Origin of the sequence: Corynebacterium sp. HMSC08F01 (genome assembly GCF_001807545.1) — a bacterium.
Taxonomy (GTDB): domain Bacteria; phylum Actinomycetota; class Actinomycetes; order Mycobacteriales; family Mycobacteriaceae; genus Corynebacterium; species Corynebacterium coyleae.
This window is the reverse complement of sequence record NZ_KV789299.1, coordinates 19,512-40,510: the sequence shown is the minus strand read 5'-3', so window position 1 is coordinate 40,510 and position 20,999 is coordinate 19,512. Positions and strand designations below refer to the sequence as shown.

General features: G+C 62.1%; 22 protein-coding genes. 7 read left to right on the top strand and 15 right to left on the bottom strand.

Annotated features, from left to right (window positions below; genetic code table 11):
- The first annotated feature begins 16 nt into the window (after positions 1-16).
- Complete coding sequence (locus HMPREF3171_RS04655; protein WP_070483301.1) at positions 17-271, top strand: hypothetical protein; 255 nt, start codon at positions 17-19, stop codon at positions 269-271.
- A 159-nt stretch (positions 272-430) separates the two neighbouring features.
- Here HMPREF3171_RS04655 and HMPREF3171_RS04650 read toward each other — a convergent pair whose 3' ends face one another.
- The 10 genes from HMPREF3171_RS04650 to HMPREF3171_RS04605 form a co-directional block, all read right to left on the bottom strand.
- On the bottom strand, positions 431-736 hold the full coding sequence (locus HMPREF3171_RS04650; protein WP_070421893.1) for a hypothetical protein: 306 nt from the start codon (positions 734-736) through the stop codon (positions 431-433).
- Positions 733-1,671, bottom strand: coding sequence for a bile acid:sodium symporter family protein (locus HMPREF3171_RS04645; RefSeq protein WP_070483299.1), 939 nt, complete (start codon positions 1,669-1,671; stop codon positions 733-735). The genes HMPREF3171_RS04650 and HMPREF3171_RS04645 overlap by 4 nt, the downstream gene beginning before the upstream one ends.
- Before the next feature lie 24 nt (positions 1,672-1,695).
- Positions 1,696-2,070, bottom strand: a complete 375-nt coding sequence (locus HMPREF3171_RS04640; RefSeq protein ID WP_070815896.1) for a Rieske (2Fe-2S) protein — start codon at positions 2,068-2,070, stop codon at positions 1,696-1,698.
- Positions 2,067-2,882 (bottom strand): tryptophan synthase subunit alpha, encoded by an 816-nt coding sequence (trpA, locus tag HMPREF3171_RS04635; RefSeq protein WP_070483295.1) that lies wholly within the window; start codon positions 2,880-2,882, stop codon positions 2,067-2,069. The genes HMPREF3171_RS04640 and trpA overlap by 4 nt, the downstream gene beginning before the upstream one ends.
- On the bottom strand, positions 2,883-4,079 hold the full coding sequence (trpB, locus tag HMPREF3171_RS04630; RefSeq protein WP_070483293.1) for a tryptophan synthase subunit beta: 1,197 nt from the start codon (positions 4,077-4,079) through the stop codon (positions 2,883-2,885). It abuts the gene before it with no gap.
- A gap of 10 nt (positions 4,080-4,089) precedes the next feature.
- On the bottom strand, positions 4,090-5,475 hold the full coding sequence (gene trpCF, locus HMPREF3171_RS04625) for a bifunctional indole-3-glycerol-phosphate synthase TrpC/phosphoribosylanthranilate isomerase TrpF (RefSeq protein WP_371327137.1): 1,386 nt from the start codon (positions 5,473-5,475) through the stop codon (positions 4,090-4,092).
- A complete protein-coding gene (gene trpD / locus HMPREF3171_RS04620; protein WP_070483289.1) occupies positions 5,462-6,481 on the bottom strand; it encodes an anthranilate phosphoribosyltransferase in 1,020 nt (339 codons plus the stop codon). Before trpD ends, trpCF begins: the two co-directional genes overlap by 14 nt.
- Positions 6,474-7,034, bottom strand: a complete 561-nt coding sequence (locus HMPREF3171_RS04615; protein ID WP_070449782.1) for a glutamine amidotransferase-related protein — start codon at positions 7,032-7,034, stop codon at positions 6,474-6,476. Before HMPREF3171_RS04615 ends, trpD begins: the two co-directional genes overlap by 8 nt.
- Complete coding sequence (locus HMPREF3171_RS04610) at positions 7,031-8,500, bottom strand: anthranilate synthase component 1 (protein WP_070483288.1); 1,470 nt, start codon at positions 8,498-8,500, stop codon at positions 7,031-7,033. Before HMPREF3171_RS04610 ends, HMPREF3171_RS04615 begins: the two co-directional genes overlap by 4 nt.
- A 187-nt stretch (positions 8,501-8,687) precedes the next feature.
- Positions 8,688-9,143, bottom strand: coding sequence for an SdpI family protein (locus HMPREF3171_RS04605; protein WP_224213302.1), 456 nt, complete (start codon positions 9,141-9,143; stop codon positions 8,688-8,690).
- Positions 9,144-9,231: 88 nt separating this feature from the next.
- On the opposite strand from HMPREF3171_RS04605, the gene HMPREF3171_RS04600 reads away from it, so the two are divergent.
- From HMPREF3171_RS04600 to HMPREF3171_RS04590, 3 genes are all read left to right on the top strand, one after another.
- Positions 9,232-10,458, top strand: a complete 1,227-nt coding sequence (locus tag HMPREF3171_RS04600; protein WP_070421885.1) for a dicarboxylate/amino acid:cation symporter — start codon at positions 9,232-9,234, stop codon at positions 10,456-10,458.
- Between the two features lie 210 nt (positions 10,459-10,668).
- Entirely contained in the window at positions 10,669-12,375 is a 1,707-nt protein-coding gene (locus HMPREF3171_RS04595; RefSeq protein WP_070483378.1) for an ATP-binding protein, read from the top strand.
- A 57-nt stretch (positions 12,376-12,432) separates the two neighbouring features.
- Positions 12,433-13,140 carry a hypothetical protein gene (locus tag HMPREF3171_RS04590; RefSeq protein WP_070483287.1) on the top strand — a complete coding sequence of 236 codons (708 nt, stop codon included), beginning with the start codon at positions 12,433-12,435 and terminating at the stop codon, positions 13,138-13,140.
- 27 nt (positions 13,141-13,167) lie between these two features.
- Here HMPREF3171_RS04590 and HMPREF3171_RS04585 read toward each other — a convergent pair whose 3' ends face one another.
- The 4 genes from HMPREF3171_RS04585 to HMPREF3171_RS04570 all read right to left on the bottom strand — a co-directional run bounded on the left by HMPREF3171_RS04585 (position 13,168) and on the right by HMPREF3171_RS04570 (position 15,395).
- On the bottom strand, positions 13,168-13,536 hold the full coding sequence (locus HMPREF3171_RS04585) for a hypothetical protein (protein WP_070483285.1): 369 nt from the start codon (positions 13,534-13,536) through the stop codon (positions 13,168-13,170).
- Between the two features lie 324 nt (positions 13,537-13,860).
- Positions 13,861-14,259: a hypothetical protein gene (locus HMPREF3171_RS04580; protein WP_070483283.1), complete on the bottom strand. Its 399-nt coding sequence runs from the start codon at positions 14,257-14,259 to the stop codon at positions 13,861-13,863.
- A gap of 152 nt (positions 14,260-14,411) precedes the next feature.
- Entirely contained in the window at positions 14,412-14,810 is a 399-nt protein-coding gene (locus HMPREF3171_RS04575) for a hypothetical protein (protein ID WP_070483282.1), read from the bottom strand.
- 162 nt (positions 14,811-14,972) lie between these two features.
- The gene (locus tag HMPREF3171_RS04570) at positions 14,973-15,395 is read right to left on the bottom strand and encodes a hypothetical protein (protein ID WP_070483278.1); all 423 of its coding nucleotides are present in this window, start codon (positions 15,393-15,395) and stop codon (positions 14,973-14,975) included.
- A 107-nt stretch (positions 15,396-15,502) separates the two neighbouring features.
- Between HMPREF3171_RS04570 and HMPREF3171_RS04565 the strand changes: the two genes are divergently transcribed.
- The 3 genes from HMPREF3171_RS04565 (at position 15,503) to HMPREF3171_RS04550 (ending at position 19,749) form a co-directional block, all read left to right on the top strand.
- Positions 15,503-16,957 carry a hypothetical protein gene (locus HMPREF3171_RS04565; RefSeq protein ID WP_070483276.1) on the top strand — a complete coding sequence of 485 codons (1,455 nt, stop codon included), beginning with the start codon at positions 15,503-15,505 and terminating at the stop codon, positions 16,955-16,957.
- Positions 16,958-17,129: 172 nt separating this feature from the next.
- Positions 17,130-18,377 (top strand): amidohydrolase, encoded by a 1,248-nt coding sequence (locus HMPREF3171_RS04560; RefSeq protein ID WP_070483274.1) that lies wholly within the window; start codon positions 17,130-17,132, stop codon positions 18,375-18,377.
- Positions 18,378-19,035: 658 nt separating this feature from the next.
- Positions 19,036-19,749 (top strand): hypothetical protein, encoded by a 714-nt coding sequence (locus HMPREF3171_RS04550; protein WP_070483272.1) that lies wholly within the window; start codon positions 19,036-19,038, stop codon positions 19,747-19,749.
- Between the two features lie 12 nt (positions 19,750-19,761).
- On the opposite strand, the gene HMPREF3171_RS04545 is transcribed toward HMPREF3171_RS04550, so the two are convergent.
- Positions 19,762-20,658 carry an acetamidase/formamidase family protein gene (locus HMPREF3171_RS04545; RefSeq protein WP_070483270.1) on the bottom strand — a complete coding sequence of 299 codons (897 nt, stop codon included), beginning with the start codon at positions 20,656-20,658 and terminating at the stop codon, positions 19,762-19,764.
- Between the last annotated feature and the right edge of the window lie 341 nt (positions 20,659-20,999).

The following is a 20,999-nucleotide window of genomic DNA, read 5'->3' as shown; positions in this document are numbered from 1 at the left end:
GAGGAGGTGCCTGATCATGGAGAAGGCTCACCGCAGCGCATGGATCTACCCGCTTTTTGTCTCGGTTTGGATCGCAACACCGTTTATGGGTGACCGTGTTCCCATGTGGGGCCAATGGCTTTATTGGGCTGGCTTGATCGCGGTATCTGTTCTGGGGTTTGCTATCGCAGTGCGGGATAAGCGCCCCTTGCTAGGGATATTGTCTGTTCTTACCCTGTTTGCTTGGCCGATCACACTCGGGGTGGCGTTGGCGTTTGCCCCCTTTGCCTGATGAGTGTGCTGCGAGGTGGCGGGTTCCGCTTGCGGATCCATCCCGGTGATTCCCTGCCGTCGCGAGTCTTGGTGCACCCTCCGATGGGCAGGCCCTGTCCCCCACAGCTCCGCATTGCGGACAAGTGGGGGCGCACCAACTAATTCGCAACTGGGTGGATTAGTGCGGGAACTTCGCTCGGGCTTCGGACCAGAGGCCTTCGAATTCGTCGGCGGTGAGGTGTCGGGCGGTGATGCCTTCCATCGCGTCGTAGGTGCGCGGGTGTGGCACGGTGCCCATGGGTTGGTTGGCCTGTCCGATGACGCGGCCGTCGACGTAGATGCCGGTGATGGTCTCGGCGGGGTCGAGTTCGATCATGCGGAGCATGGTGCAGCTTTGCGACGACACCTCCTCCAGCTCAGCGATATTCAGCAGCTCTCCGCCGAGTTCGGGGACGTTGTAGTGGATGCGGACGTAATGTTTCACGTGAAACTCTTTCTGGAGACATATGCGGAACAGATCATCAACTGTGCCATGTGATAGATCATTAGCGGAATAATAAGCACGCCGAGTTGGGCGCCGCCGAAGATGACGGTAGCCATCGGCAGGCCGGTCGCAAGAGATTTCTGCGTGCCACACATCTGCACGGCGACGACGTCCTCGCGCGGGAACCGCAGCGCCTGCGGCACGATGCGGGTCAGCCACAGCATGGCGAAGACCAGCACCACGGAGAACACAATCAGCAGCACGATCTCAAGCGCGGTCACGTTCGACCACACGCCGGAGACGACACCCTTGGAAAAGGCGGAATAGACGACCATCCAGATGGAGCCGCGGTCGACGATCTTGGTGGCCTTGGATTTAGCCAACTCCCCCAGCCGTTTGTGTGCCAGCTGGCCGAGCATGAACGGCAGGAGGAGTTGGAGGGCGATGTCGGTGAACACGGTGGTGTCGATGTGCACGCCGTCGCCTGCGCCCATCAGCCACATCACGAGCAATGGCGTAGCGACGACACCCACCAACGACGACACCGACGCCGCCACAACAGCACCGGACACGTTGCCGCGTGCGATGCCGGTCAGCGCCACGGAGGACTGGACGGTGGACGGAACGAGGGTCATGAAGAGTAGGCCCTGGTAGAGGTCCTCGGAGATGAACCCGGTGGTGGGCCGCGCGAGCAGACCGATCAGCGGGTATGCCACGAAGGTAAACGCGAGGATGAGGGCATGGAGGCGCCAGTTGGTGAGGCCCCGGAGGGCTTCTTGCGTCGATAGGCGTGCGCCGTAGAGGAAAAAGAGCAGCGCGATCGCGAGTTTGACGGCCACCCCAAAGCCGTCCGCGAACGCGCCGCGCGCCGGCACGACGAAGGCGAGGATCGCAGCAACAACGATGCCGACGAGGAGAGGATCGAGCTTCTTCATGTGGCCGAGTCTACGGCCAGCAGGTTAGCTCGCCGGGTTTTGAGCTTCGACCTTGTCGCCGGCTTCGATGACCTCAACTTCGCGCAGGCCGGTCACGGCCGGGCCGGAGACACGCGCGCCGGTGGCGATGTTGAAAACGGAACCGTGGGCGACACACTTGACGGTTTCGCCCTCCACCTTGGTGATCTTCTTCTGCTGGTGCGGGCACACCGCCGAGTATGCGACGAACTGGCCGGCGGACGGCTGGGCGATGATGAACTTGTCCAGGATCACCGCGGAGCCGACCGGCACGTCGGTCTTCGCAATTTCTTCGGGGGCCTCTTCCCCGCAGGCGGCCAGGAAGGCACCGGCGAAGGTAGTGGCGGTGCCGAGCAGGAACATGCGACGTGAACAGGTCATGATGCGATCGTAGCTTGCTTCATGGCGCCCACGTAGTCGGAAAGTTCCCGCTTCAGCCCGTCCATGTTTTCCACGCGATTATCGACGACATACTTATCAATAATGTTCGTAATCGCCGACCCGGTGATCGCGCCAGCGGCCCCAGCGGCGATCGCGTCGCGCACGTGCTCGGGACGGGAGATGCCGAAGCCGAGCAGCACCGGTGCGCCGCCGAAGGACTGCACATTATCGACGACCTCACGCAGGCCCTCCACCGTCGCCTCATTCTCCGCGCCGGTGACGCCGTCGCGAGAAATGGCGTAAATGTAGCCACGGGAGTTAGCGGCCACGCCCTCGAGGACCTCGCGGGAGGCCTTTGCCGGGGCGATGAAGATCGGGTCGATGCCGGCGCGCTCGGCGGCGGCGGTGAAGGGGTCAGACTCGCGCACGGGGACGTCGGGAAGCAACACGCTATCGGCGCCGGCCTCCTTGAACTCGGTGTAGAAGCGGTCGAGGCCGCGCGTGTGGGCGACGTTGGCGTAGATCAGCATGCCGATCGGCAGGTCCGGGTAGCGCTCGCGGATGGTACGCACCTGGTCGAGGGACTGCTGCACGGTCGCTCCCCCACGCAGAGCGCGGACATGAGCGCCCTGGATGGCGGGGCCGTCGGCGACTGGGTCGGAGAACGGCACGCCGAGCTCGAGTGCGTCGGCGCCTGCTTCGACGATGGCGGAGATGATCTCCACCGCGTCGTCCGGGTTCGGGTCGGACAGCATGATGAAGGGGACGAACGCGCCCTCCCCCTTGGCAAAGAGTTGCTCGTAGCGCGACATTTACTTGTTCTCCTTCTGCTCGAGGGTTGCTCGCACGTGTGCGATGTCCTTGTCGCCGCGGCCAGACAGGGCGACGAGAATGTTCAGCGGCTCGGCGTCGGCCGGGTGCTCGGCGGCACGCTTCAGCGCGTAGGCAAGGGCGTGCGAGGACTCGAGCGCCGGGATGATGCCTTCGTGGCGGGATAGGGCCTGGAAGGCGTCGAGGGCCTCTTCGTCGGTGACGGGCACGTACTTCGCACGGCCGGACTGGGCGAGGTAGGCGTGCTCCGGGCCGACGGCCGGGTAGTCCAGGCCGGCGGAGATGGAGTAGGACTCTTCAACCTGGCCGTCGTCGTCACGCATGAGGTACGAGCGGGTGCCGTGCAGGATGCCGATGGTGCCCTGGGCGATGGCGGCGCCGTGCTTGCCTTGGCCGAAGCCTTCGCCGCCGGGTTCGGCGCCGACCAGTTCGACGGTGTCGTCGTCAATGAAGTCGGCGAACATGCCGATGGCGTTGGAGCCGCCGCCGACGCAGGCGACGACCACGTCCGGCAGGGCGCCGGTGCGCTCGAGGATCTGGGCGCGGGCCTCGGTGGAGATCACGCGGTGGAATTCCTTGACGATCTTCGGGAACGGGTGCGGGCCAGCAGCCGTGCCGAGGAGGTAGTGGGATTCGTGGAAGGTGGCGGTCCAGTCACGAAGCGCCTCGTTCACCGCGTCCTTGAGGGTGCCCGCGCCGGATTCCACGCCGACGACCTTCGCGCCCATCAGGCGCATGCGGTAGACGTTCGGTGCCTGGCGCTGCATGTCGGTCTTGCCCATGTAGATCACGCAGTCGAGCCCGAGGAGCGCACAGGCAAGCGCGGTTGCAGTGCCGTGTTGGCCGGCGCCGGTCTCCGCGATGATGCGGGTCTTGCCCATCTTCTTCGCCAGCAGCGCCTGACCGATCACCTGGTTCGTTTTGTGGGCGCCGCCGTGCACGAGGTCCTCACGCTTGAGGAAGATGCGCGCATTGCCGTCGATCGGCAGGTTGCGGCATTCGGTCAGCGGGGTTGGGCGGCCGAGGTAGTCGCGCAGGAGGGAACGGTATTCGGCCATGAAGGCCTCGTCGTTAAACGCGTCGACGAAGGCTTGCTCGAGTTGGTCGAGTGCTGGCAGGAGGGATTCGGGGACGAACTGTCCGCCGAATTCGCCGTAGTACGCAGGGAGGAGAGTCATGGGGTGTCCTTTAGTCGTGGTAATTGCCAATTGTGTCGAAGCCGCGTCGCAGCGCGCCCGCGTCTTTGTGGCCGTTGGGGTCTTCGAAGCCGGAGTTCAGGTCGAGGCCGGCGCAGCCGACGTGCAGCGCATCAGTGAGGTTGTTGGGGTTGAGGCCGCCCGCGAGGAACGCCTTCTGCTTCACGGCGTCCGGCACGCGCGTCCAGTCGAAGCGCTCCCCCGAGCCGCCGTCGTGGGCGTCGAGCACAAGCTTGTCGACGACCCCAGCAACCGCCTCGGCCACCTTTTCGCTATCCGGCTGCGTCATGGAGACCGCACGCCAGACCTCGACGTCGACCTCTTTGCGCACGGATTCGATGAGCGCCAGTTCCGCCTCCACGGAGCCCTGGTACGGCGCGTGGATCTGGACAGCGGCGATGCCGGGCTGGACGAGCTCGCCGTAACCCGAGGTGCGGCGGGACACCGCGACGTAGTCCAGGCCTGGCTCGGCGGCGATGATGTCGGTGGCTGTTTCACGTGAAACATTGCGCGGGGAGGCGTCGTCGAAAATGAGCCCGCCGTAGACCGCGCCGCACGCCTTGGCGGCCTGGGCGGCGGAGCCGGTGCGCAGTCCGCAGACCTTGTTCGGGCCGTAGACGAGCTCGCGGCAGGCGCGGTCGATGTCCGGCTGGGAGGTTAGTTGGCTGCCAACCAGGAACGCATCGGAGTGACCGCCGAGGCGACGCACGGTTGCGGAGTCGCGGATGCCGGACTCGGAGACCACCACTGCCCCATCGGGAGCGAGCTCGGCGAGGCGTGCGGAGCGGTCGAGGTCGATGGAGAGATCGTGAAGATTGCGGTGGTTCACGCCGAAGATCTTCGCGCCGAGCTTGATGGCGCGGTGAGCTTCGTCCTCGTTGATCACTTCGGTGAGCACGTCCATATTGAGCGATTCGGCGACGGAAGCCAGGTGCGCGTACTCCTCGTCGTTCAGCACGGAGAGCATGAGCAGGATCGCGTCGGCGCTGAAGTAGCGCGCGGCGTAGATCTGGACCTCGTCGATGATGAAGTCCTTGCACAGTACCGGCAGATGCGTCGTGGCGGCGACGGTGGCCAGGTGGTCGTAGTCGCCGTTGAAGTAGTCCGGCTCGCACAACACGGAGATGCCAGCGGCGTAGCGGGAATAGACCGACGCGATCTCCCCCGGCTTGTAGTCGTCGCGAATTGGCCCGAGCGAGGGTGATGCGGACTTGCATTCCATGATGAATGCGGTGCCGGGGCGCGCGAGGGAGTCGTAGAGAGAGCGCTCCGAATTGCGTAACGTGTCGAAATCAACGTGGGCGACGCGTGCGCGAATATCGTCAAGGTGACGTTTTCGGTTCTCAACGATATTGGTCAAAATCTTAGCCACTGTAATCGGCCTCCTCGTGGGTGGCGAGCCAATCGGCCACCGTGCCGTCTGCAATCAACTGCTTCGCGTGCTCGGTACCCGCGGCAAGCGAATCCGCAATGCCGTAGAGGTAGAACATCGCACCCGCAGTCACGGCGACGGCGTCGCGGTGCGCGGCCGGACCCTCCCCTGCGAACGTGGCGCGCATGAAGGCTGCGTTCTCGGCACCGTTGCCGCCACGCAGGTCCTCCAGACTGTGGCGCTCGACGCCGAGCTCCTCGGGCGTGACCGTGTAGTGGGTAATCTCGCCGTCCTTGAGCTCCCAGACCTCGGTATCGCCGTGGACCGCGATCTCGTCAGTGCCCGCGCCATGGACGACGAGCGCACGGTTCCGGTCCAGCTCACGCATCGTTTCCGCAATCACCTGGCCCAACTTCGGGTTAGCGATGCCCATGATCTGGAACTCCGGGCGTGCCGGGCTGAGCAGCGGACCCATCGTGTTAAACAGCGTGGACACGCCAAGTGCCTTGCGGACCTGCTGCACGAACGCGATCGCCGGGTTGTACGCCGGGGCGAACAGGAACGTGAAGTTGGAGGACTCGAACTGGCGCACAGCACGGTCCGGGTCGAGGTCCAGCGGGATGTTCAGCGCCTCGAGCACGTCCGCCGAACCGGACTTGGAGGACACGGAGCGGTTGCCGCACTTGATCATCTTCACGCCCCCGGCAGCTGCGGTAAGCGAAGCGGCTGTGGTGATGTTGATGGTGTTCGCGCCGTCGCCACCCGTACCGGCGGTGTCCATGATCCCCTCCCCCGTCACCGGGAACGGACGCCCGGCGGCAAGGAACGCGCGGGCCGCACCGGCGATGTCGGCAAAAGTTTCGCCGCGCGTGCGGATCATGGCCAACAGTGCGGCGATGTGTACGTCGTCGTAGTCGCCGACGGTCAGCGGGGTAAATGCCTCGATGGCTTCCTCGAGGGTGGGCTCGGGGTTGTCCATGAAGCGGCGGAAGATCTCGAGTTGGCTAGTCATTGTCGTGGCCTTTCTGTAGTAATTTCGTCACACAGTGGTCCAGGATTTGCGGGCCAGAGGGGGTAAGGATGGATTCGGGGTGGAACTGCAGTCCGATGGACATGCCGTCGTCGGTTTCGGCGGCCATGATCACGTCGCCGATCTCCGTGCCGGTCCACGCCAGCGGCGTAATACCGGGTGGCGCGGTGGTGGCGCCGAGGGAGTGGTAGCGGGCGACGGGGACGTGGCGGCCGTCTGTAAGCACCATGCTTTGCGACGACCCATGCACCGGCCCGCACGGCTCAACCCGCCCACCAAAGTGCTCCACCAGAGCCTGAAAGCCCAGGCAGATGCCCAGAATCGGGACCCGTCCCTGGGCGCGTTCGATGACCTCCATCATGCAGCCGGCGTCGGCCGGGTAGCCCGGGCCGGGCGAAAGCACGATGAGGTCCGGGTTGGCGTTCAGCACCGTGTCGGCGGTAACGGTATTGCGGTAAACCACGGTGTCGTAGTCCGCGAACGCGTCCACCAGGTTGTAAACGAAGGAGTCTTGGTTATCCAGCAGGACGATCATTTCTTCACCTCCAGGTCGCGGCCACCGGCGAGTGCATGCAGGACTGCGTAGGCCTTGTGCAGAGTTTCGTCAGCCTCGGACTGAGGCACGGAGTCGCGCACAACGCCCGCGCCGGCCTGCACGATGGCCTTGCCGTTGGCCACGAATGCGGAGCGGATGACGATGCAGGTGTCGAATTCGCCGTCGCCACGCAAGTAGCCCACCGCCCCGCCGTAGGAGCCGCGGCGCTTGCGCTCCACGGAGCGCAGCAGTTCGGTCGCACGCAGCTTCGGTGCGCCGGTGAGCGTGCCCATGTTCATGCACGCGCGGTAGGCGTCAAGCGCGTCGAGGTCCGCAGCCAGCGTGGCGGTGACCCGGCTGACCAGGTGCATCACACGCGAGTAGCGATCCACCTGCAGCAGGTCTTGCACCTTGCGGGTGCGCGGCTCGGCCACGCGCGCCATGTCGTTGCGGGCCAGGTCCACCAGCATGGTGTGCTCGGCAACCTCTTTGGCGTCGGTGCGCAACTGCAGTTCCATGCGCGTGTCCAGTTCGTGATTGACCGTGCCGTCCGGGTTCAGCCCGCGCGGGCGCGTGCCGGCAATGGGATACAGCTGCACCTGGCGGGTGGTCGGCGAGAACTTCAGGTTCGACTCCGGCGATGCGCCGAACAGTTCGTAGCCCTCGCCGCGGATGTAGAACATGTACGGCGAGGGGTTCGCGGCACGCAGGCGGCGGTACGCACCGAAGGCGTCGTCGCAGTCGGCGGTGAAGCTGCGCGCCGGCACGACTTGGTAGATGTCGCCGTTGTAAATGTTGCCCTGCAGCTGCTCCACTACCCCGCGGAACTCCTCGTCCGGCATGTCCGCCTCGGCGACTAGGGTGCCGGTGAGGGTGGTTGGGTCGGTGGGTGCGGGGGCGTCGTCGATAAGTGCTGCGATCTCGGTGAGATCAATGCCGTCACCTGCAGCATCAACCCCGGCGAGGTACGCCGTGCCGGTCTCGTGGTTGACGCGCAGCACGACCTCCGCGAGCACGAACTCGTAATCCGGGTAGGTGTTGTCGCCGTCCGCGACCTCGGGCAGGCGCTCGAACGTCTCCAGGTAATCGAACGCAAAACCGCCCGCGAGCAGTGGAAAGTCCTCATTGCCCTCGGTAGCGGTCAGTTTGCGCAGTACATCCATCGTGGACGCGGCGGTGAGGCGCTCGCGCTCGTCCTCCACATCAACGCGCGGAAACTCGTGCTCCAGCCCGATCTCGTTCGCAATGACCTCGCCCGACGGCGTCAGCGGTGTGAGCGTCACGTGGTTGCCGGAGCAAGTAATGCGTATCGACGACCTCAGCACCGCCAACGACTGCAACCCCGAACGTGTCGTGATGTCAGCGGACTCGAGCAGCACCGTATCGGTTGCGTCGAGGCCGCCGATGTGGGCGAAGAGGCTTGCCACATCCTCGTGGTAGCGCACCTCTTGACGGGTGAATTTCATGTGATCCTCGGTTCTGTTCTTGCTTGCACCGAGGGATAAAAAAGGGCCCGCGGCGCTTGGGGGACAAGCTGGCGGGCCGTGACTTCGCTAGGTGGCGCGCCAGTTAGGCGAGCCACCACCATGTTTGGGAAGTCATGTACGTCACAAAAAGGAAGTGTAGCCGAGGATCCGGCTTCGCGGGCTCATTTTATTCGTTGTTGTCGGCGTGGTCGGCGGCTCGTCGCAAAGCATCAAGGTTCACCGCGGGCTTCTCCTCTTCTTGCGCAGGCGCCTGCTCACGCGCGTGCTCCACCAACGTTGCGGCGCGCGCACCGAAGTTGCCGCCCACGGACGCCGAAATCACCGCCGCCACCGCCGCGATCGCCGGCATGACCCACATCCAGCCGGAAGCGATGAACGAAAATGCCGCGCCGAACGCGAGCGCCAACGCGGCCAGCACCCAGAACGGACCCGCTACCTTATGCGCCTGGTTCCAAATGCCTTCGTCCTTGCGTACGGCCGGCACGTGGAGGCCGATCCACTTGTTGCCGGGCAACTTGCCCGCGGAGGCGAGCGCACCGGGGATGAACAGCGCAAGCGTTAGCAACGAGAAGATAATGCCGAGGACAACGTTAAGGGAGCTCATGTTCGCGAACGGACTCATAGCCACTAAGCATACGACCGGACGCTCACCTGCAAAAAAATATGATCAAAATACAGTAGATTGCATAAATACGGGCTACGCTAGGCCCATGCAAAAGAAAATCCTCCACTCATTGCTGTTCTGGGTGGTTGTAGCGATTGCCTTGGGCTTCGCCTGCAGCTTCTTCTTCCCGGACTGGCTTGCCCGCGTCTTTGTCACGTTCAACGGGCTGTTCTCTAACTTCCTCGGCTTCTTCGTCCCGGTCCTTATCTTCGCCCTCATCGCACCCGCCATCGCGGGTCTGGGCCAGGGCGCCGGCAAGTGGCTCGGCGTCACCGCCGGTGTCGCATACGGCTCCACGTTCATCTCCGGCCTGATCGCGTGGTTCACCGCGTCCACGCTGTACCCGAGGCTTCTGGACGGCAAGACCCTCATCACCGATGTCGCCGACCCCGATGCCGGCGGCCTCTCCCCTTACTTCAGCGTTGAAATGCCGCCACCACTGGAAGTCATGTCCGCGCTGCTCCTCGCCTTCGTCGTCGGCCTGTCCATGACGGCAGTGAAGTCCGACAACCTGTTCAAGGTGCTCGGCGAGCTCAACGACATCGTGCTCAAGGTCGTGGTCACCTTCGTCATCCCGCTGCTGCCGCTGTTCATCTTCGGCACCTTCCTCAACCTGGGCATGAACGAGAACTTCGGCGACACCATGGCGGCCATGGGCGTGGTCCTCCTGCTCTCCGTCGTGATGACTGTTGTGATCGTCCTGCTGCAGTACCTGGTCGCAGGCACCGTCGCTGGCGTGAACCCGTTCAAGGCGCTGAAGAACATGCTGCCGGCATACTTCACCGCACTGGGCACCTCGTCCTCCGCCGCGACCATCCCGGTCACCTACAAGTCCACCCTGAAGAACAAGGTTGACGAGGACGTCGCCGGCTTCGTGGTCCCGCTCTGCGCGACGATTCACCTGTCCGGCTCGATGATGAAGATCACCCTCTACGCGCTCTCCATCGTGTTCATGGCCAACCTGGATATTTCCGCCGGCCAGGTCATCGGATTCATCCTCCTGCTGGGCATCATGATGATCGCCGCGCCGGGCGTGCCGGGTGGCGCCATCATGGCCGCTGTCGGTCTGCTGCAGTCCAACCTCGGTTTCGACGAGTCCATGGTCTCGCTCATGATCGCGTCCTACATCGTCGTCGACTCCTTCGGCACCGCCGCCAACGTCACCGGCGACGGCGCGATCGCCCTGATCGTGAACAAGTTCGCTGCGGGCAAGATCAAGAACGATTCGCTTGACGACGACACCGTCACCACCCCGGAGGAAGCCACCCGCTAGTCCCCTTCTGTTGAGACGACCGCCCTTCGGGGCGGTTTTCTTTTGCCTTGTTGCTCTTCGAGGTGTTTCACGTGAAACATCAGGTGCTCACTGTATCGAGATGGCTCCTCACTGTATGAAGTGACGCCCTCACTGTAAAAAGAGAGGTGAAAATGGGTCCTCACTGTATTGAGTGATGCCCTCACTGTAAAAAGTGAGTACAGTGAGAGCATGAGTGAGCGGATGGATGACATCATGGCCAGGCTGCGGCGCCAGCGGAATGATGATCACTGGATTGAGGCGAAATCCGGTACGGGGAAGTTGGATACAGCCTTTTGGAAAGCAGTGAGCGCCTTTGCAAATACGAAGGGTGGCCTGATCGTCCTTGGCATTGAGGAAGATCAGTCGACCGGTACGTTCCAGCCAGCCACTGATTTTGACTCTCGTGCGATGAATGATCGACTCATCAGTGCTTTGAGGGTCGACCAACAGAAGCCTCCGGTGACGCCGATACCCGAGACTGTCGTCGAACTCGATGAATACCAGGGTTCGCCGGTGATCTTGGTTGAGGTGCGGCCGATGCGTACCGATGAGCGCCTCGGAAAGCAGATGCCGTGTTACGTGACCTCGCAAGGACTCCGGGATGGCGCGTACAAGCGAGTACTGGATGGCGATCAGAGGCTTTCCAGCTACGAGATCTTCCAGCTCATGAATCTCTACACGCCAGATTCCTCGGAGTTGCTGCCTGTTCCTGGGGCGAACCTCGATGACCTGGATGGCCAGACGTGGAACGGGCTGATCCAATCTTTGGAGAAGAGGGGATCCCGGATCCGGGTGGGAACAAGAACCGATGCAGAGGTTCTGGAGCGACTGCATGTGCTTGATGCAGAGGGCGTGCCAACCCTTGCGGGCGCGTTGGCATTGGGCAGCTATCCGCAGCAGTTCTTCCCGCAGCTCTTCATCGATGTCGCAGTGCACCCGACGACGGAGAAGTCGACGTCTGAGACACGCTTCCTTGATCGGGCTCACTGCGACGGTCCGCTTCCACTGGCGGTCGAGGATGCGATTAAAGCTGTCGTGCGCAATCTCCGGGTTCGTACTGTGGAAGTTGGGTCGAATATGGTCGACGAACCTGAGATTCCAGAGATTGCTCTGCGTGAAGCGATTGTGAATGCCGCGATGCACCGTGACTACAGTCCGCAGGTTCAGGGGCGGCAAGTGCAGGTTGATGTGTACCCGGACCGGGTCGAGGTAAACAGTCCCGGCGGACTGTGGGGAGATCGCACCGAAGACAATATCGACGAGAACAGGTCGGTAAGCAGGAACCCTTCGCTCGCGAACTTGCTGAGCAACCTTCCAACGCCTTCAGGCTCGATGCGCGTGGCTGAAAACCAGGGAAGCGGCATTCAACGAATGAAGCAAGGGATGGAAGGCTATGGCCTGCCCCAGCCGGTATTCGATGCCCGGATTGGGGAGTTCACCGTCATCCTCTACAGGTTCGGGATCCTCGATCCTGAAATGTCGGCATGGCTGAAGTCGGTCGCGCCCGACAGCACTCGAGAGGAACAGATCGCGCTGGCGATTGCCAAGGGTTTGGGTGCTGTGTCCGTGAAGGAGCTCCGTAAGCACATTGGGCTTGATAGTGACGATGCACGCAGTCTGTTGAGTGATCTCGTCACACGCGGGCTGCTCGGTCCGGGCCACACGCGGGATTCGTTTGTTCTTTCAAGCAGCGGCATCGAACTCGATGAAACGGACAACAAACTTATCGCCTACCTGTCCCAAGTTGGAGAGGCAGCAGCACGCGACATCGCGGAGCACCTTGACGTGAGTGTCAATACCCTGCGCCCAAGACTCCGCAACATGGTGGATGTGGGTGAAATTGTTCCCACTGCCCCACCCACAAGCCGCAAGCGAAAGTATCGCCTCCCCAACTAAGCACACCGTTTCACGTGAAACATCGCCCGACACCCCCAATGGCGTAGTGTCATTCGCATGTCCTTCGAGATCGTCACCACTCATTTCGTGGCGCACGAGCCGGACCTCGACGGCGCGTATCAGCTCTATCTGAACCGCATCCGGGCCAGCGGCGTCGAGATTGCGGCGGTGTCGCCGCACCCCCACCCCATCGAGGACGAGTACGTGCTTTGGGATCTCCGCTGCCAAGCCGCGTACGACAACCTCGCCGCGCCGGAGGACCTCCAGCTCTACGAGCTCAACGCGCTCGTGGACTTCTCCACCACGAACCGCGACGAGGCGCTTGACTACTTCTTTTTCGAGGATATGGGCGGCCCCACGCGGTTCGCGGCGGCACTCGGCGGCCTGTCGGACCTCACGCTTCGCGACGAGCCCACCGGCCCCCTCTCCCTCACCACCATCGTCTATCTCGGTGCCTCGCAACACATGGCGGTGGCGCAGCAGCTTTTCGACGACACCCTTGCCGCCCTCAACGCCGTCGCCTACCAACCCTTCGTCGCCCCACTCGAGGGAACCGAACATGCTGATCTTGTCGGCCCGCTCTGGCTTCGCGACGCCACCCTGAACATCATCGGCAAAGGCGACGGCATCTTCTCCCCCGGCAAGGACGCCTGGGCGGGGTGGGTGCTCACCTCAGACAGCAACAACACCGCCGAGCTCCAACTGCGTGAGCGGATCGAGCCTGACGCAGTAGTGATTAGCCGGGCGGTGTCTGAACCGTTCTAGCGGGACTTACCCGCTGCCGGTATTGGCTTAGTTGGTCGGTGCGGTGGCTGCGCTGCCAGCTGCATCGTCGGCAGCGCCACCTGCTGCACCGTCAGCTGGGATGGAGTTGGTCACTACCTCGTCGGAAATGACCGCGTCGCTCGGCGCCAGCGGGTCCTTGGAGACAACAGCCGTATCGGAGACGACCGCATCGCCGGTGGCGTCCGTGCCACCCGTGCTGCCCGTGTCACCTGCGGTGGCGCCACCGGTGGTGACGGCGTCGCTGACGTCGGAGACCACACCGTCGGTTGGGGTGGTCACGGAGTCAGTGGTGTCCTCGGAGTCGTTGCAGGCGGCCAGTCCGGTTGCGCCGAGAACAAGAGCGGTAGCGGCGGCTGCAATACGAGTGTTGGTCATGATTACTCCTTCGCTAATTGATTCGCACGAGTTGATTCGCTCGGGCGTCGTGCCCGTCGCCATTCACTTGTACGGGCCGAATCTGTGTTGCGAGTTGGAGAAATCACACAGGTTTCGTGTTCTTCACTGACGTTTGCGTCCCCACTCCGTCACGCGACGGTGAAAACGGCTGTTCTCGGGAACTTTCTTCCCCCACCGCACCCAAATAATTCACTTTCCCCAGGAGACCACGACGGCACACCGAAGAAAGTTCCACATGGCAACACAAAACCCGGCCCCCCATCTAGGGACCGGGTTGAATTTGTAGCGCCTAAGCGCGCCGACTTAGAACGGCAGTGCTGGGAGCTGAACGCCCGGGATGGCACCGGAGAAGGCAGCGGCTGCGCCGAGCAGTGCGACGAGAGCGACTGGAACGCCGATCAGGACACCAAGGAAACCAGCCTTGTAGTCGTCATCCTGAACTCCTGCCTTGATGCAGACGCCAGACGGGGTGGAGCTGTTGATCTTTTCCTTCTTGAGGCTGTCCTCAACCGCTTTCTTGCGCTCTGCCTTCTCAGCTGCGGTTGGAGCATCTTCAACCCACTTCCAGGCCTGCTCAATACCTTCGACGCACTTCTGGTATGCCTTGGAAGAGCCAAGCTTCTCTTCAGCGGCGATGGCTGGGGTTGCGACTGCGGTCAGGGACAGGGTTGCCGCGACAGCGGCGGTAGCGATGCGCTTCATGTTTTTCTCCTTGAGATTTGGTGTGTAGAAGGTATTAAACGTGTGTCAAGGGCATTCCGCAGGCAAATCGACAAAAAACTTTCACGACGTTAAAAAGACCCAGCCCCAACTGGGGGAACTGGGTCTTAAACTCTGCGTCTAAGCGCGCCGACTTAGAACGGCAGTGCCGGGAGCTGGACACCCGGGATGGCGCCGGAGAAGGCCGCGGCTGCGCCGAGCAGTGCGACGAGGGCGACCGGGACGCCGATCAGGAGGGCGAGAGCTCCGGACTTGTACTCGTCGTTATTAACGAGCTTCTTTACGCAGACACCGGTAGCGGTGGAGCTGTTGTTCTCGCCGAACTTAGCCTTTTGGATCTCATCCATTCCACCCTTGACGATTCCGTTGTCCGTCTTGTCCTCGATCTTGCCCTTGTTGTTGAAGAACCGGTCGGCATCCACCTTGCAGTCCTTGTAGTACTGAGAGGAACCCGTTTCAGCGGCGATGGCTGGGGTTGCGATTGCGGTCAGGGACACAGTTGCTGCGACAGCGGCAGTTGCGATGCGCTTCATAGCCTTCTCCTTCGATCGTTGGTTCTGCGTTGCGGAAGCTAACGCTTGGTTGGGAGATCGCGCAACGCGGTCTGGTCGTTACATTCAGTGCATCGCCAAAACAACAAAAGACCCGGTCTCCCACCAGGGGAGCCGGGTCAAAGTACCGCGTCTAAGTGTGACTTAGAACGGGAGAGCCGGGAGCTGCAGGCCCGGGATAGCGCCGGAGAAGGCAGCAGCTGCGCCGAGCAGTGCGACGAGGGCAACCGGGACGCCGATCAGGAGGCCGAGGATGTCGGCCTTGTAGTTGTCGTCCTTGATGAGCTCCTGGATGCAGTCGCCGGTGGACTTGGTTTCCTTAGCCTTGGTGTCCTCAGCCTTAGCGTTGCTGTCCTTGACCTCGACGGGCTTCTCGTCCTTCTTGCACTGCTTGAAGCGCTCGGAGGAGCCGACCTTGGTCTCGCCGGCCTTGTCGCCGTCCTGCTGGGTGATGGAGGAACCGTCCTTGCCCGGGTTCTGAGCCGGAGCGTCGGCAGCGAAAGCCGGGCCGGCAACGAGGGACAGGGACAGGGTTGCAGCGGCTGCTGCGGTAGCGATGCGCTTCATGGGGTTCTCCTCAATGTGATCGGTTAAACATGCCAGGGCTCTGACACGTGTAAACCTAACATCGCTCGCCAAGCGATGTGTGTTACTTCGTCGCTAAAATTTTTTCCATGGCGAATTTGAGTGAGACTGCAGCGGTTCTTGGCGTCACGGCGTTGGTGGGTTTCGGTGGCGCCGCCGTCGGCTACAACATGGTGGATGTGCCGGAGATTTCGCAGGTCATGATGCAAACGCATGGCGCGCCGAATGCGATTATCGACGACCCGCAGCAGGTCCTCTCCCCCGACGACCGCGCCCGTCTCGAGCGTGACACTGCGCGCATTGATGCGCCTGAGGTGGTCACGGATTTCCACTACATGGTGTTCAAAACGAACCACGACAACGTCCTCGACGACGTTGAGGAAATCCTGCGCACCCAGTACCCGGACCTTGTCGATCAGTCGAAGCGCGAGAACGGCCACCTTGCGGACGGCGCGCTCATCGTCGGCGTAGGCCTCGACCCGCGGCGGGCATTTGTGTACGGCGGCGAGGATGTGACTCGCGAGCTCATGCTTGACGACAAATCCCACCTCGCCGATCTCCTCGACGCCATGAAACCCGGCGTGAAGGACGGCAACATCCCGGCCGGGCTGTTCCGTACCGCGAACCAGGCCATGAACGCCGAGGCACTCGCCCAGAAGCAGGTGGACGACGCGACTGATGACCAGATCGGCGCGACCATCGGGCTTGGCGTTCTTGGTACCGGTGTGGCAGGCGCTAGTGGGGGTGGGTTGTTGGCGGTGCGGGGGCGTCGTCGAAAAGCAGTCGCCCAGGCGCGCAAGGACTACGACACCGTGACCAGCGAATACACCCGCCTGGCAGGACGGTTGGACGAGGTGGACGTGCGGGCGAACTCGCTGACGTCTGCGTTTGCCGACGAAACCCTGCGCCGCCAGTGGGCGGAAGTCCGCGACCGCTTCCTGAGCATGAACGAGTTGGTGCACGGCGCGGCGGGGCTGAACGCGATCAACATGGCCGACGACAAGGACGTGTACGAGCACCGCAGGCAGTTGGCGGACGCGGCCGAATCCGTCAAGCACGTGTCTAAGGCGGAGGAAAACATCGACAGGCTTTTCGCCGTCGAGCATGGCGACGCCGCAGCGCGCCGGGCTGACCTGACCAAGATCCGCGAGGACGTGCTGCGGGCGCGCAGTGAGGTGAAGGGCAAGGAGCTGAAGCGGGAACTCGACCTGCTGATGGGGCGGATCGAGGCGCTTGACGCAAACCCGAACTCCCCCACCTTCCTCGATGACTTCGTGCGCGTGCTCGGCGATTACCGCGTGATCTTGGACCAGGTGAAGAAGAAGCAGTTCAGCGACGTGAAGGAGAAGCAAAAGCTGCGGGCACCGGCGGTGTACGAGACTGGGTTCTGGTACGGCGGGTACGTCCCATACGTGCACATGCACTCGTGGCACGCGGCGAACGTACAGGCGGCGGAGGCGGCGTCGTCGTCCTCCTCGAGTGGCTTTAGTGGCGGCGTGTCCTCGTCGGGCTTTTCCGCTGGTGGCGGTAGTTCGTCATTCTAAGAAATTTTGAGGTGACAGTCGTCACAAAACACAGTTAGGGCTTTTCCTTTATTAGGTCCGTGTTTATGCTTAGGCGCGGAGAAATTCGAAGCGCAAACCCGCCACTGAGAACACGCAGTGGCGGGTTTCCTTATGCCACGACCTAGTAGGTAGGTAGGCGTACCGTGAAGGTATGTCTGTCGAAATTGGCAAGGTCAAGAAGATTTTGGGTGACCTCATGTCAACCGGAACCGAACGCGAAGCGCTGTACAAGCACTTCCACCAACACCCCGAGCTGTCCATGCAGGAGCATGCGACCGCGGAGCGGATCGTAAAGGAACTGGAATCCTCAGGTATCCGGGTAACCCGGGTGGGGGAAACAGGGGTGGTGGCGGTCGTCGATAATGGCGAGGGCCCAGTCGTGGCCATGCGCGCAGACATTGATGCGCTGCCGGTCAAGGAAGCCTCTGGCAAGGACTATGCCTCCACGGCCACGCAGGTTGACGTTAAGACCGGCGCGGAGGTCCCCGTCGCCCACTCATGTGGTCACGATTTCCACCTGATGTCGCTGCTCACCGCGCTGCAGGCGTTCAACGCTCACAAGGACCAGTGGTCCGGCACCTTTATCGGCGTCTTCCAGCCCGCTGAGGAGACCGCTGAAGGTGCCCGTGCGATGCTCGAGGCCGGAGTGGAACAGGCAATGCCACGGCCCGACGTGTACCTCGGCCAGCACGTGCTAGCCAGCCTGCCCGGTGGACACGTGGGCACGCGACGCGGACCGGTGCTGTCGTCTGCGTTCTCGGTGAAGGTCACGGTGCACGGCAAAGGCTCCCACGGGTCGATGCCGGAATTGGGCGTGGACCCGGTCGTGCTTGCCTCCAGCATCGTGATGCGACTGCAAACCATCGTCTCGCGCGAAGTGGCGGCCAAGGAAACCGCGGTGGTGACCGTCGGTGCGATCCACGCGGGCACGAAGTCCAACATCATAACGGACTCCGCCGAACTGCTCATCAACACCCGCGCATACAGCAGCGAGGTCAGCGAGCACCTCAAGGAAGCCATCGAGCGCATTGTGCGCGCCGAATGCGTCGCCGCCCGCAGCCCAAAGGAACCCGAGTTCACCTACTACGACCGCTACCCACTCACCGACAACGACGGGGACGCCACCGACACCGTCCGCGAAGCCTTCGACGCATACTTTGGCGACGAATCCTGCGACCTCGACCCCGTCCCCGCCTCCGAGGACTTCTCCATCATCCCCGACGCGCTCGGTGTCCCCTACACCTACTGGGGCCTGGGCGGCTTCGCGGACATGAGCAAGGCTGTGGGCAACCACAACCCGGCGTTCGCACCTGATCTCCAGCCCACACTCGACCGCGGCACCGAAGCAGTCGTCGTTGCTGCTTCCGCCTGGTTGACCGTGCCGGTCTCGGCGGATTAGTGGAGTTTAAAAATTTATGCAGCGGCCAATGGGGGGCATGGGCCGCTGCAAAGGACCCGAAGGCCCTGGGTGGGGACTATGTCCCCCAAAGGGAGCCCGCGCCTCTCGCACTCTAAATGGGGGGGGTGGGTGAGTGCTCAGCCGGTTCTCGGGGGGGTGTAACCGTGGGCGGGGCTCCGGCTCAAATATAGATCATGTGTAAATGGCTTGTCTAGTCTTAGTGCAAAATACTGCTAAACATGCAGGTAGATAGCGTGGTTTTGCGGTTGTGAGGTGCGGTTACGGCAGTTCCACGCCACACTGCTTGAGGATCGTTTTGGGCAGGCGGAAGCGAGCGGCCATGCGAACAGGTGTGCTAATTTTGTGCTGAAGATTCTCGGCACCTATTAAACTGTCGGTTAATAAAACTGCTGGTTACGAAAGAAGCAGACGGAGGCGAGAAAGTTGCCATTGGAAATCACTGTCACCAATAGTGAAGAGCTTCTTGAAAGGAAGCGAGAGTGTTTGGCATCTCTAAGGGCCACCACTCGCCTTCCCCATGCTGAATTTCAAGACCTCAAGGTGCTGGCGAATGCCGGCATGTTGAGCGAGGATGAGCGGACCGTGTACGACGAGCTGCAGACAGTTCTCTTACTGCTCGGTGAGGGTCGTTTTGGGAGTGCATGATGCGGCAGGGCGGTTTCTCGGCGACGTAAGAGACACGTTACTTGAGGCGTTGCCGCTGGCATGCAGAGCGGATTTACAGGCGAAAGCCAAGCTAAACATCGACAAGAATATCGTGGTGGGTGATTTCAAGGCTCCTCTCGTTCACGGTGCTGGACAACCTGAGGGCTCAGTGCGCAGGGAAGACTACAGTCAACTCTTTCACGTGATTATCAATTACGAACTGTCAACCGATTCGTCGGAGAAGTTCCTAGCCGTAAAGAGCAGCAAATTCGAACTGCGGGTTGCTACGTCGCCGGGCATACGTTTCGAGTTTGAGCGTGACTACACCAGCGCGCCCTGTGCGCATATCCACTACTCAGGGGTCGCAGGGTTGCTCAGTCCAGCGTTAATGCAGAACTTTCAGGACAAATCAGGCAACCCGAGGAAGAAGGGCCGCCTAGATGAATTGCACTTACCTGTGGGAGGAAAGCGTTTTCGTCCGTCGCTTGAGGACTTCCTCTATTTTGTGATCAGCGAATGTGGATTCCGCGGGAGGCCAGGATGGGAACCTGCACTACAGGAACGACGCCGAGTATGGCTTTCTAAACAGGCTTCTGCGGCAACCCGAGATCATCCCGAAGCTGCTGCAGAGGCGCTCAGGAACCTCGGGTTTACCGTCACTCCCCCGAAGGGGTTCACTACGCCTAAAGCAGATGCGCAATGGTGAATTGCCCGTTAGCTACGGCAGTTCCACACCGCACTGCTTGAGGATCGTTTTGGGCAGGCGGAAGCGAGCGGTCATGCGGGGGTCGACGATCTGGCTGATCTGGGTGTCGCCAACCAGGGACAGCAACATGAGGGCGTCGGTGGCGTCGAGGCTGGATGCGTTCACGAGCCAATCGCGCATCATGCGGGTGGACTCCTTGACGGCGTCCATCAGTTCGATCTCGGAGGAGATGGCGTAGACCGCGTCGCCGGAATCCAAGAACGGCAGCGGCAGCGGGCGGCCTTCGAGCACCGTGACGCGGATCTTCACCTCGGCCTCGATCTCGGCGCCACAGACTGCGACTTCGCCATCGCCCATGACGGCGTGGACGTCGCCAAGGCTAAGGTTCGCGCCGTCGACCTCCACTGGCAGGTACAGGGTGGAGCCGGCGACGATCTCCTTCGTGTCCATGTTGCCGCCGTGCTGGCGCGGCTCACCGGTGGGTACCGACTCGGATGCCGGTGCGGTGCCGATGACGCCGATCATTGGGCGGATGGGGATGGTGATGTCGTCAGAAAACTGCGCCTTGCCATCGCGGATCGGGACGATGCGGGTGCGCTCCTCCACCGTGCCGGGCAATGCACCGAAATCAGGGTGGGTAGTCATGGTGGCCTGCTCGCCGACCTCGATGCTGAGGATCTCCACCTTCAGTGTGTCGCCAGGGCGTGCTCCCTTGACCGCGATTGGGCCGGTGGCTGGGTTGACCTTGTCCCAGCCGACGGTGCTGAACAACTGGGACTCGTCGGTAATCGTGTTGGAGAAGCAGTCAAGGGTACGAACCGTAACCTCGTCGCCGCTTTCCACATGAAGGCGCGGCTCTTGGTCCGGAGACAGGGCCAATACACACGCGTTGGAATCGATGGAGTGCATCCTTTTACCTCTCTTCGAAGGAACAACCAGCGGATACCTCTGACCATAGTTGGAAACAGAAATTCGCAGGTGAAGTATGGGAAAAGGGCGAGTATGTTCAGGCTGCCAGAGGCCTTTAGGGGCCTTCAGCGACATTCAGGGGCCTGGAGCATTCAGTGTCGACGAGGCCCGCGAACGTTTGGCGCGTGAACCCCTCGACCGGTGCTGCCGAATGTTTCACGTGAAACCCGGCTGTTGTAGGGCGCTGGCGGCTGTGGCGGTGGCGATAACGAAGTCGCGACTTGCCCCCCGAGTTTCCCGGTACCAAATACGCGGAACACGGGAGCACCGGCTCTGCGAAA